This is a genomic window from Kitasatospora sp. NPDC091257 (genome assembly GCF_044757675.1).
Taxonomy (GTDB): Bacteria; Actinomycetota; Actinomycetes; order Streptomycetales; family Streptomycetaceae; genus Kitasatospora; species Kitasatospora lactacystinica.
In genome coordinates, this window is record NZ_JBIVVI010000127.1 from 1 (window position 1) to 11,745 (window position 11,745).

Sequence of the window (11,745 nt, forward strand, 5' to 3'; positions counted from 1 at the left end):
CCCCGAACCCCCTGTCCCTCCCGGCCCCCCGGCCGATCTGGCAGCGCCGCCCCGGCCGCCGCGACCACGCCGGCCGCGCCCCGGCCCTCCGGCGCCGCGCCGGCCGCGGCCGCGACCACCGCCGCCGCGGCCGGCGCCCCGGCGGGAGCGGGCGCGGCGGCCTGGGCCAAGTGGAACCTCTCCCCGCTCGCCCCCGCCCCGGCGCCGCCCGCCGACAAGCCGATAAAGCTCGAACGGACCGGCCCCGTCCCGGTGTTCAGCGACGTGAAAACGAGCGACAAGGTCGTCTTCATCACCATCGACGACGGGGCCGAGAAGGACCCGAAGTTCGTCGAGATGCTCACCGACCTCAAGGTGCCGATATCGATGTTCCTGACCCGGGACATCGTCAGGAACGACTACGCCTACTTCAAGCCGCTCCAGGCCCTGGGCAACCACGTCCAGAACCACACCGTGGACCACCCGGTGATGAGCAGGATCCCGGCGGAGAAGCAGAAGTCCGAGATCTGCGACGCGCAGTCCGCGCTCACCCAGCAGTACGGCGCCGCCCCGCTGCTGTTCCGCCCGCCGTTCGGCGACGGCGCCAACACCCCGACGCTCAACACCTCCGTCCAGCAGTGCGGCCCGCGCGCGATGGTGCTCTGGCGCGAGTCGATGCAGATCCACGACATGCAGTACCAGGCGGGGGACAAGCAGCTGAAGCCCGGCGACATAATCCTGGCGCACTTCCGCGGCCCCAAGGAGCTGAAGGGCGCCACGATGACCCAGATGTTCGGCGACCTGCTGGCCCGGATACAGGAGCAGGGCTTCTCGGTGGCGCGGCTGGAGGACTACATCCAGCCACCCGCGTGACCGACGCCGCGGGTCGACCCCCTAGGACGCCGCGACCGGCTGTCCCAGCATCATCAGCGGCCCGTTGTCGGTGCGGCTGAGGATCACCGTGACGCTGTTCGGCCCGGAGGGCTTGAGCTGGCGGCGCAGCTCCTCCGGGGTGATCGCCATCCCGCGCTTCTTGATCACCACCGTGCCGACCGCCCGCTCGCGCAGCAGCGCCTTCAGCTTCTTGATGTGGAACGGCAGCACGTCGGTGAGCTCGAAGGCGTGCGCGTACGGGGTGGCGACCAGCTCGTCCGAGGTCAGGTAGGCGATCTTCGGGTCGATCAGCCGGCCGCCCACCCGCCCGGCCACCTCGGCCACCAGGTGGGCCCGGATCACCGCGCCGTCCGGCTCGTACAGGTACCGCCCGACCGGGCCGGCCGGCGGGTCGGGCAGGTCGCCGCCGGTCAGGCTGGCGCCCTGCGGCAGCAGGGTGGCGCGGTGCGGGCTCGCGGCCCTGGTGCCGAACCAGAGCACCGCCTCCTTGACGTCACCGTGGTCGGAGACCCACTCGGCCTCGGCGTCCCGGGGCACGGCCTCGTGCGGGATGCCCGGCGCGACCTTCAGCGCGCCGATCGGGGTCCGCCGGCCGGCCTCGATCGCCCAGGAGAGCGGTGGGGCGTACGCCTCCGGGTCGAACACCCGGCCGCGCGAGGTGCGCCGGGCCGGGTCGGTGAACACCGCGTCGTAGCCGGTGACGTCCACCTCGGCGACGTCCGCGCAGCGCACCTCGACCAGCTCGGACAGGCCCAGGGCGGCGGCGTTGGCCGCGGTGGCGGCGCAGGCCGCCGGGTCCTTGTCGACGGCCAGCACCTCGATGCCCGCCCGGGCCAGCGCCAGCACGTCCCCGCCGATGCCGCAGCACAGGTCCGCCAGCCGTCGGACGCCCAGCGCGGCGAACCGCTGCGCCCGCCACTCGGCCACGCTGCGCCGGGTGGACTGCTCGACCCCGTTGGGCGTGAAGTACATCAGGTCGGCGTCCGCCCCGAACTTCGCCCGCGCCCGCTGCCGCAGCCGCGCCTGCCCGAAGGCCGCCGAGACCAGCTCCGCCGGATGCTCCCGGCGCAGGCGGGTCGCCAGCGCCAGCTCCTCCTCGGGGGTGAACTCGCGCAACTCGGCGAGCAGGGCCTGGCCCTCGGGCGTCAGCAGCGGCTGGAGGTTCTCGGTGTCCACGGGGGCCATTCTCGCCGCTCGGCCGGTCGGTGACCGCAGTGGTGCGGCGGTCACCGGCCGATGACGGGGATGCCGGAGGCGAGCCGGCCCACGAGCACGCCCAGCGGTGCTGCGGCCACCGCGGCGTACGGCGTGATCCGGTAGCCGAGCCGTCGGGTGCCCCGGAAGGTCAGGGTCAGCAGCACGAGCAGGACCACGACGCCGAAGACGTCCAGGGCCACGGTCCCGGGGCCGTACAGGGCGAGCAGCTTCAGCACGTTGAGCACGAGCGATCCGAGGAACACCGCGACGGCGGTCACCGCGAGCACCACCGCGGCGAGCACCAGGTCCGCCGCCCAGTGGATCCGCGGCGGCTCGGACGGGGCGGCCGGTCGGCTCACCGGAGCGCCCCCGGGAGGAGCGGCAGCGCGGGCGGGGCGTCCTTCGCGCCGGAGGGGTCGACGCGTACCGGGGTGTCGGTCATGGCAGGAGTCTGCCCGAGGGAGTGCCGCCCGTACAGGTGAACGGCAGTACGGCCCCCAGCAGGGGCGGCGCCGGCGCGGCGAGGGCGGCGTCCCTGGGCCGGGACGGGCCGGGACGCACCGGGATCGAGGTCATGGCAGGAGTCTGCGGGGGCCGGGCCGGGGCGCACATGAGTGCGGCTGCTCATCCGCGGAACCGGGGCCCCCAGGGCGCGTCGTTGGCACTCTGGTTGACTGAGTGCTAACACGGCCCTATGGTCGTCCTTGGCACTCTCCACCGGGAGAGTGCTAACGCGACGACGTGTGTCTGACCCCCGCGACGGCAGGCCCGCAGGATCGCCCTACCCGTTAGAAAACCCCGTAATCTCCGAAGGGGAGCTCGGACGTGACCACCAGCAGCAAGGTTGCCATCAAGCCGCTCGAGGACCGCATTGTGGTCCAGCCGCTCGACGCCGAGACCACCACGGCCTCCGGCCTGGTTATCCCGGACACCGCCAAGGAGAAGCCCCAGGAGGGCGTCGTTCTGGCCGTCGGCCCGGGCCGCTTCGAGGACGGCCAGCGTCTGCCGCTCGACGTCGCCGTGGGTGACATCGTCCTGTACTCGAAGTACGGCGGCACCGAGGTGAAGTACCAGGGCGAGGAGTACCTGGTGCTCTCCGCCCGCGACGTCCTCGCGATCATCGAGAAGTAAGACGTTCCGACCCGCCCCGGATCCGTGTCCCAAGTGACAGGGGCCCGGGGCGTGGTTGTTGGTTCACGTAGTTCGGCGGCCGGTGGGCCGGCCGCAGCCCCGAGGGAATAGGGAACATGGCGAAGATCCTGCAGTTCGACGAGGACGCCCGCCGCTCGCTGGAGCGCGGTGTCAACAAGCTGGCCGACACCGTCAAGGTGACCATCGGCCCCAAGGGCCGCAACGTCGTCATCGACAAGAAGTTCGGCGCCCCGACCATCACCAACGACGGTGTCACCATCGCCCGCGAGGTCGAGCTGGACGACCCGTACGAGAACCTTGGCGCGCAGCTCGTCAAGGAGGTCGCCACCAAGACCAACGACGTCGCGGGTGACGGCACCACCACCGCCACCGTGCTGGCCCAGGCCCTGGTCAACGAGGGTCTGCGCAACGTCGCCGCCGGTGCCGGCCCGGCCGCCCTGAAGAAGGGCATCGACAAGGCCGTCGCCGCCGTCTCCGAGCACCTGCTCTCGATCGCCCGCGAGATCGAGGGCAAGGACGACGTCGCCGCCGTCGCGTCCCTCTCCGCCCAGGACACCCAGGTCGGCGAGCTGATCGCCGAGGCGATCGACAAGGTCGGCAAGGACGGTGTCATCACCGTCGAGGAGTCGAACACCTTCGGCGTGGAGCTGGACTTCACCGAGGGCATGCAGTTCGACAAGGGCTACCTGTCGCCGTATTTCGTCACCGACGCGGAGCGGCAGGAGGCGGTCCTGGAGGACCCGTACATCCTGATCAACCAGGGCAAGATCTCCTCCATCCAGGAGCTGCTGCCGCTGCTGGAGAAGATCCTCCAGGGCGGTGCCTCCAAGCCGCTGCTGATCATCGCCGAGGACGTCGACGGCGAGGCGCTGTCGACCCTGGTGGTCAACAAGATCCGCGGCACCTTCAACGCCGTCGCCGTCAAGGCCCCGGGCTTCGGCGACCGCCGCAAGGCGATCCTCGGCGACCTGGCCGTCCTGACCGGCGGCACGGTCATCTCCGAGGAGGTCGGCCTCAAGCTCGACCAGGTCGGCCTGGACGTGCTGGGCACCGCCCGCCGCGTGACCATCACCAAGGACGAGACCACCGTCGTCGACGGCGCCGGTGACTCCGAGGCCGTGGCCGGCCGCGTCGCCCAGATCAAGGGCGAGATCGCCGCGACCGACTCCGACTGGGACCGCGAGAAGCTGCAGGAGCGCCTGGCCAAGCTGGCCGGCGGCGTCTGCGTCATCAAGGTCGGCGCCGCCACCGAGGTGGAGCTGAAGGAGCGCAAGCACCGCCTGGAGGACGCCATCTCGGCGACCCGTGCCGCGGTCGAGGAGGGCATCGTCGCCGGCGGTGGCGCCTCCCTGGTCCACGCCGCCAAGGTGCTGGACGGTGGCCTGGGCCTGTCGGGCGACGAGGCGACCGGTGTCGCGGTCGTCCGCAAGGCGCTGCACGAGCCGCTGCGCTGGATCGCCCAGAACGCCGGCCTGGAGGGCTACGTCATCACCTCCAAGGTCTCCGAGCTGGAGGCCGGCCAGGGCTACAACGCCGCCACCGGCGAGTACGGCGACCTGGTGAAGGCCGGCGTCATCGACCCGGTCAAGGTCACCCGCTCCGCCCTGGAGAACGCCGCCTCGATCGCCTCCCTGCTTCTCACCACCGAGACCCTCGTGGTGGAGAAGAAGGAGGAGGAGGCCGACAACGGTCACGGCCACGGCCACGGCCACTCGCACTGAGGCTCCGACGCCTGACCGGAGGCCCGGTCCGCGCCCCGCGAGGGGTGGCGGGCCGGGCCTCCGGCGTTCACCTTCACCGTTCAACTATCAGTAGAATTTTGCAGAATGCAAAGATTGCCTTATAACTGAGGCATGATCGAGGCCCGCCATCTGCGCGTCCTGCGTGCCGTCGCCCGCACCGGCTCCTTCTCCGCCGCCGCCCGCGAGCTGGGGTGTACGCAGCCCGCCATCAGCCAGCAGATGAAGGCGCTGGAGAAGTCGGTGGACACCCCGCTGGTGGTCCGCTCGGGCCGCGGGATGCAGCTCAGCGAGGCCGGCCGGGTCCTGCTCAAGCATGCCACCGGAATCCTGGCCGGGCTCTCGGCCGCCGAGGAGGAGGTGGCCGCGATCGCCGGGCTGCGGGCCGGGCGGGTGCGGCTGGTCTCCTTCCCGACCGCGAGCTCCACCCTGGTGCCGCCCGCGGTCGCCCGCCTGCGGGACGGCCATCCGGGGGTGCGCGTGTCGCTGGTCGAGGCGGAGCCGCCGGAGTCGCTGGCGATGCTGCGCGGCGGCGAGTGCGAGATCGCGCTGGCCTTCCGCTACCCGCAGTCCGACGGCGCCGTCGCGCTCCCGGCGCCGGCCCACGGCACGCCGCGCGAGGCCCGGGCCGAGGCCAATCTGGAGGCGCAGCAGCTGACCGCGGGGTCCGACTGGTCCGATCTGGTGGTCACCCCGCTGCTGGACGACCCGCTGGTGGGCCTGCTGCCCGCCGGCCACGGGCTGGCGGGGCGGGGCGGCGCGGTCGGGCTGGCCGAGCTGGCGGGGGAGCAGTGGATCGCCGGCTGCCCGCAGTGCCGGGGGCACCTGGTGGAGCTGTGCGCCGGGGCGGGCTTCGAGCCGCGGATCGACTTCGCGACGGACGACTACCCGGCGGTGGTCGGCCTGGTGGCGGCCGGGCTGGGGGTGGCGGTGCTGCCCCGGCTGGCGCTCCGGTCGGTGCGTCCTGACGGCGTGTCGACGGTGCCGGTGCACACGGCCTCCGGGGCGCCCGCGGTGCGCCAGGTGGTCGCGCTGACCCTGCCGGACCTGGCGGAGGTGCCGGCCGTGGCGCTGATGCTGGAGCGGCTGGCGGGGGCGGCCGCCGATCGCTGACGGTGGGTGACGGGACCGCGGGGGTCCGGTACGTAGGGTGAGCCAGAAGGCTGAAGCGCCGCGAAGGAACGTTTCTTCACGGCGCTCACGGAGTCGGGTCTAGCGCTGGGCGACCGCCGGCGGGGCCAGCGGGACCTCGATCAGTCGGTGCCGCGAGCGCCCCAGCATCTCCTCGCGCTCGTCCTCGGTCATCCCGCCCCAGACGCCGTACGGCTCACGGACCGCCAGCGCGTGCGCCGCGCACTCGGCGATCACCGGGCAGCGCATGCAGACCTCCTTGGCGCTGGCCTCGCGCGAACTGCGCGCGGCCCCGCGCTCGCCCTCGGGGTGGAAGAAGAGCGAGCTGTCCACGCCACGGCAGGCTGCGGAGAGCTGCCAGTCCCAGAGGTCCGCGTTGGGACCGGGGAGGCGGGAGAAATCTGCCATGGCTCATTCCCTTCAGAGGCTGTCGGCCGTCGGCCGGGCGTTCGGCGGGGCTGCTGCCGAGCGGTGCGGCGGGGCTTCGATGCACTGGTGTGGACACCTGGAAATATGACTTAAGGCAACTCCATGGACAAGTCACCCACACACTGGCACAACAGTCAATGACCATACGAAAGCTATAAAAACGGGCATAGTGGGCAAGGGCTCCGCCGGGCGCGGGCGTGGCAATCGGGTGGCCGACGGGCGCGCGACGTGCCGAATCGGTGTGCGGGTCGTACGCCCACCGCGCGCGAGCTGCGCAAAAGTGCGGCGTGTGCACCGCGATGCGGCTGATCGGTAATGGGTTGGCCACGTACAGTGGTGGAGATGGCCCCGAAGGCCGTAACTCATTCGAGTGACGGTCGTTGGAAGTGCGGAGGCGGTTAGCGGGCGCCGGACGTCGGGAACGATCGCGGGCAGGTTGGGGCGATCAGGACGGAGTCTGTCGCCGATCGGCCGTGTCGGAGAGGTTCGTACCAGCCAGGAGGCTCAACGTGACGCGGATCAGCTGCGGAGGACGACGGTCATGACTTCCGTTCTCGTTTGCGACGATTCCCCGCTCGCCCGCGAGGCGCTTCGCCGCGCGGTCGCGACCGTACCCGGTGTGGACCGGGTCACCACCGCGACGAACGGGGAGGAGGTCCTCCGCCGCTGGGTGGCCGACCGCTCCGATCTCGTTCTGATGGACGTCCGGATGCCCGGCCTCGGCGGGGTCGAGACGGTCCGGCGGCTGCTGTCCGCCGACCCCGGCGCGCGGATCATCATGCTCACCGTCGCCGAGGACCTCGACGGCGTCGCGCTCGCGGTGGCCGCCGGCGCCCGCGGGTACCTGCACAAGGACGCCTCGCGCGCCGAGCTGCGGGCCACCGTCACCCAGGCCCTCGCCGACCCGACCTGGCGGCTCGCCCCGCGCCGGCTGCGCAGCCCCGACATGGGCGCGGCACCGACGCTGACGGCGCGTGAGATCCAGGTGCTGGAGGGCATGAGCCACGGCCGCAGCAATGCCGAGATCGGCCGTGAACTGTTCCTCTCCGAGGACACCGTCAAGACCCACGCCCGACGGCTGTTCAAGAAGCTCGGGGCCTCCGACCGGGCGCACGCGGTGGCGCTGGGTTTCCGCTGGGGCCTGGTCCGCTGACCACCGGCGGCGCCGCCGGGTGCGGCGTGCCGCCGGCGGTTCCCGGAGCGGGTGCCGCACAGGCGTGTGACGTTACGGTCCCGAGGTTGCACCATGGAGGAGTGGAGCACCTCGGGGACCAGCGGACAGGCACTGCGGCGAACCACACGGCCGCAGGACACTCGGCGGACGGCGCGACGGACGGGACCACCACCGATCGCGGCGGGGCGGGAGGCGGCACGGTGCAGGAGGGGCCGGTGGTGCGGGGCACGCCCTACGGTGCCGCAGCGCATAACGTTCCGGTGCACAACTCCGGACGCGGTGCCGCGTTTTCCCGCTCGACCAGGCACCATGGACCGATGCGCGACGACGTCGCCGGTACGGCCGGCCAGGCGGACCCGGCGGAGGCCGAGCCCTCCGGTCCGGGCCGTGATCCGTCGTACGCCGACCCCGACGGTCCCGTCGGCCTGACCGGCCCGGACCGCCCGCCGGTGCTCGGCACGGGCGGCTCGCCGCTGATGGGCGAACTGGTCGCGGCCGCGGTCCGCGGCGAGGGCCCGGCGATCGACGCGCTGCTCGCCTACGTCCACCCGCTGGCGCTGCGGTACTGCCGCGCCCGGCTGGTCCGGCTGCCCGGCGGGGCCCGGCACCACGTGGACGACGTCGCGCAGGAGGTCTGCGTGGCCGTGCTCTGCGCGCTGCCCCGGTACAAGGACCAGGGGCGTCCGTTCGAGGCCTTCGTGTACGGGATCGCCGCGCACAAGATCGCCGACCTCCAGCGGGCCGCGATGCGCGGACCCGGCTCGACCGTCGTGCCGCAGGACGACCTGCCCGAGGTGCCGGACGAGGCGCTCGGCCCCGAGGAGCAGGCGCTGCTGAGCAGCGACGCCGCCTGGGCGAAGGAACTCCTCTCCAACCTGCCGGCCCGTCAGCGCGAGCTGGTGCTGCTGCGGGTGGCCGCCGGGCTGTCGGCGGAGGAGACCGGCGAGGTGCTCGGGATGTCGCCCGGCGCCGTCCGGGTCGCCCAGCACCGGGCGCTCAGCCGGCTGCGGGCCCTCGCGGAGGAGTCCTCCTGATCGGGTCCCCCGATCCGGCGGCCCGTCCCGATCCGCACTCTTTCCACCGTTTCCGGGCGGAATGAGCCACGGGGCCGGGTTGTTGTCAAGGGCACACGAGGACACATTCGCGGTGCCAGTACCATGGGGTATCGGCGCCTGGGCGGGTTGCCAAAGTTTGACGGGTGCGCTCTGGGTCCCCTTGGAGGATCCTCCCATTGCATCCGGCTTCGGCGGTCTGCGCGAGTGAGCGATGAATGCGCCCCCACCCTCGGGCGTGAGCGGATAAGGCCGGCCACGGAAGGTACCCCCCAAATGTCTTACAACGCCGCAGGCGTACCCGAGAAGTTCGCGATGCTCGGGCTCACGTACGACGACGTGCTGCTGCTGCCCGGGGCCTCCGAGGTGCTGCCGAACCAGGTGGACACCTCCTCGCGGGTCTCCCGGAACGTGCGCGTCAACATCCCGCTGCTGTCCGCGGCGATGGACAAGGTGACCGAGTCGCGCATGGCCATCGCCATGGCCCGCCAGGGCGGCGTCGGCGTGCTGCACCGCAACCTGTCGGTCGAGGACCAGGCCAACCAGGTCGACCTGGTCAAGCGCTCCGAGTCCGGCATGGTCACCGACCCGATCACGGTCGGCCCGGAGACCACCCTGGCCGAGGCCGACGCGCTGTGCGCCAAGTTCCGCATCTCCGGCGTGCCGATCGCCGACGAGGCCGGCAAGCTGCTCGGCATCGTCACCAACCGCGACATGGCCTTCGAGTCGGACCGCAGCCGCCAGGTCCGCGAGATCATGACCCCGATGCCGCTGATCACCGGCAAGGTCGGCATCTCCGGGGTGGACGCGATGGCCCTGCTGCGCCGCCACAAGATCGAGAAGCTGCCGCTGGTCGACGACGAGGGCCGGATCAAGGGCCTGATCACCGTCAAGGACTTCGTCAAGGCCGAGCAGTACCCGAACGCGGCCAAGGACGCCGAGGGCCGGCTGCTGGTCGGCGCCGCCGTCGGTGCCAGCGCCGAGGCGTTCGACCGGGCCCAGGCCCTGGTCGAGGCCGGTGCGGACTTCCTGGTGGTGGACACCTCGCACGGCCACAGCCACAACGCGCTGGCCTGGATCGCGAAGATCAAGTCGGCCGTCAGGATCGACGTGGTCGGCGGCAACGTGGCCACCCGGGACGGCGCCCAGGCGCTGATCGACGCCGGCGTGGACGGCGTCAAGGTCGGCGTCGGCCCCGGCTCCATCTGCACCACCCGCGTGGTCGCCGGCATCGGCGTCCCGCAGGTCACCGCCATCTACGAGGCCGCCCAGGCCTGCCTGGCGGCCGGCGTGCCGGTCATCGGCGACGGCGGCCTGCAGTACTCGGGCGACATCGGCAAGGCGCTCGCCGCCGGTGCCGACACCGTGATGCTCGGCTCGCTGCTGGCCGGCTGCGAGGAGTCCCCGGGCGAGCTGATGTTCATCAACGGCAAGCAGTTCAAGTCCTACCGCGGCATGGGCTCGCTCGGCGCCATGCAGTCCCGCGGCCAGGGCCGCTCGTACTCCAAGGACCGCTACTTCCAGGCCGAGGTGGCCTCGGACGACAAGCTCGTCCCCGAGGGCATCGAGGGCCAGGTGCCCTACCGCGGCCCGCTGTCGGCCGTGCTGCACCAGCTCGTCGGCGGTCTGCGCCAGACCATGGGCTACGTCGGCGCCGCCACCGTCGCCGAGATGGAGAGCAAGGGCCGGTTCGTCCGGATCACCTCGGCGGGCCTCAAGGAGAGCCACCCGCACGACATCCAGATGACCGTCGAGGCGCCGAACTACTCGGCCCGCTGACCCGCTGAACCCCCGAAGGGCCCGCTGCCGCACCGCGGCGACGGGCCCTTCGGGCTGCCCGGGGTGCGGTCGGTGTGCGTCGGGGGTGCGGCCCGGGGGCGCGGCTCCGGGCGCGGCCGGAGGCGTCCGGGGCGTGTCCGGGCCGTGGGCCGTCGGGGCGGGACCAGCGGCAGTACGGGATACTGGGGTGCGGCCGGGGTGACCCGGCGCGGGCATGAGCAACAAAGCAGAAGGGCTCGAAGTGACTGAGATCGAGATCGGGCGAGGCAAGCGCGGCCGACGGGCGTACGCCTTCGACGACATCGCCGTCGTCCCCAGCCGCCGTACCCGGGACCCGAAGGAGGTCTCGATCGCCTGGCAGATCGACGCGTACCGCTTCGAGCTGCCGTTCCTGGCCGCCCCGATGGACAGCGTGGTCTCGCCGCAGCAGGCCATCCAGATCGGCCGCCTCGGCGGTCTGGGCGTGCTGAACCTCGAAGGCCTGTGGACCCGCTACGAGGACCCGCAGCCGCTGCTGGACGAGATCGCCGCGATCACCGACGAGTCCACCGCGACCCGCCGCCTCCAGGAGATCTACGCGGCGCCGATCCGCGCCGAGCTGATCAAGCAGCGGATCCAGGAGGTCCGCGACTCCGGTGTGGTCACCGCCGCCGCGCTCTCGCCGCAGCGCACCGCCGAGTTCTCCAAGGCCGTGGTCGACGCCGGCGTCGACGTCTTCGTCATCCGCGGCACCACCGTCTCGGCCGAACACGTCTCCAGCGCCGCCGAGCCGCTCAACCTCAAGCAGTTCATCTACGAGCTGGACGTCCCGGTGATCGTCGGCGGCTGCGCCACCTACACCGCCGCGCTGCACCTGATGCGCACCGGCGCCGCCGGCGTCCTGGTCGGGTTCGGCGGGGGCGCCGCCCACACCACCCGGAACGTCCTGGGCATCCAGGTGCCGATGGCGACCGCCGTGGCCGACGTGGCGGCCGCCCGTCGCGACTACATGGACGAGTCCGGCGGGCGCTACGTGCACGTGATCGCGGACGGGGGCGTCGGCTACAGCGGGGACATCCCGAAGGCGGTCGCCTGCGGCGCGGACGCGGTGATGATCGGGGCCGCGCTGGCCCGGGCGACCGACGCCCCGGGCAAGGGGTTCCACTGGGGGATGGAGGCCGTCCACGAGGAGCTGCCGCGCGGCAAGCGGGTGAACCTCGGCGCGGTCGGCACCACCGAG

At 72.3% G+C, this 11,745-nt stretch carries 11 protein-coding genes; 8 read left to right on the forward strand and 3 right to left on the reverse strand.

Annotation, left to right across the window (positions count from 1 at the left end; all coding sequences use genetic code 11):
* The coding region (locus tag ACIQOV_RS08745) for a polysaccharide deacetylase family protein (protein WP_401046473.1) at positions 1-852 on the forward strand (852 nt) is incomplete at its 5' end.
* A 21-nt stretch (positions 853-873) separates the two neighbouring features.
* Here the strand turns inward: ACIQOV_RS08745 and ACIQOV_RS08750 are convergent.
* Together ACIQOV_RS08750 and ACIQOV_RS08755 are read right to left on the reverse strand one after the other, a co-directional pair.
* The gene (locus tag ACIQOV_RS08750) at positions 874-2,058 is read right to left on the reverse strand and encodes an SAM-dependent methyltransferase (protein WP_401046474.1); all 1,185 of its coding nucleotides are present in this window, start codon (positions 2,056-2,058) and stop codon (positions 874-876) included.
* Positions 2,059-2,099: 41 nt separating this feature from the next.
* Positions 2,100-2,429, reverse strand: coding sequence for a hypothetical protein (locus ACIQOV_RS08755; RefSeq protein WP_401046477.1), 330 nt, complete (start codon positions 2,427-2,429; stop codon positions 2,100-2,102).
* 466 nt (positions 2,430-2,895) lie between these two features.
* Between ACIQOV_RS08755 and groES the strand changes: the two genes are divergently transcribed.
* The 3 genes from groES (at position 2,896) to ACIQOV_RS08770 (ending at position 6,074) form a co-directional block, all read left to right on the forward strand.
* The gene (gene groES / locus ACIQOV_RS08760) at positions 2,896-3,201 is read left to right on the forward strand and encodes a co-chaperone GroES (RefSeq protein WP_014136232.1); all 306 of its coding nucleotides are present in this window, start codon (positions 2,896-2,898) and stop codon (positions 3,199-3,201) included.
* Between the two features lie 116 nt (positions 3,202-3,317).
* Positions 3,318-4,943, forward strand: a complete 1,626-nt coding sequence (gene groL / locus ACIQOV_RS08765; RefSeq protein ID WP_359897486.1) for a chaperonin GroEL — start codon at positions 3,318-3,320, stop codon at positions 4,941-4,943.
* A 132-nt stretch (positions 4,944-5,075) separates the two neighbouring features.
* A complete protein-coding gene (locus ACIQOV_RS08770) occupies positions 5,076-6,074 on the forward strand; it encodes a LysR family transcriptional regulator (protein ID WP_359897485.1) in 999 nt (332 codons plus the stop codon).
* Positions 6,075-6,173: 99 nt separating this feature from the next.
* On the opposite strand, the gene ACIQOV_RS08775 is transcribed toward ACIQOV_RS08770, so the two are convergent.
* Positions 6,174-6,500 carry a WhiB family transcriptional regulator gene (locus ACIQOV_RS08775; protein ID WP_387686340.1) on the reverse strand — a complete coding sequence of 109 codons (327 nt, stop codon included), beginning with the start codon at positions 6,498-6,500 and terminating at the stop codon, positions 6,174-6,176.
* Positions 6,501-7,062: 562 nt separating this feature from the next.
* Here ACIQOV_RS08775 and ACIQOV_RS08780 point away from each other — a divergent pair.
* From ACIQOV_RS08780 to ACIQOV_RS08795, 4 genes are all read left to right on the forward strand, one after another.
* Positions 7,063-7,674 carry a response regulator transcription factor gene (locus ACIQOV_RS08780; protein WP_014136228.1) on the forward strand — a complete coding sequence of 204 codons (612 nt, stop codon included), beginning with the start codon at positions 7,063-7,065 and terminating at the stop codon, positions 7,672-7,674.
* Between the two features lie 497 nt (positions 7,675-8,171).
* The gene (gene shbA, locus ACIQOV_RS08785) at positions 8,172-8,729 is read left to right on the forward strand and encodes an RNA polymerase sigma factor ShbA (RefSeq protein ID WP_359897585.1); all 558 of its coding nucleotides are present in this window, start codon (positions 8,172-8,174) and stop codon (positions 8,727-8,729) included.
* A 294-nt stretch (positions 8,730-9,023) separates the two neighbouring features.
* Positions 9,024-10,526: an IMP dehydrogenase gene (gene guaB / locus ACIQOV_RS08790; protein WP_401046481.1), complete on the forward strand. Its 1,503-nt coding sequence runs from the start codon at positions 9,024-9,026 to the stop codon at positions 10,524-10,526.
* A 241-nt stretch (positions 10,527-10,767) separates the two neighbouring features.
* On the forward strand, positions 10,768-11,745 hold a 978-nt coding region (locus ACIQOV_RS08795), incomplete at its 3' end, for a GuaB3 family IMP dehydrogenase-related protein (protein WP_401046484.1).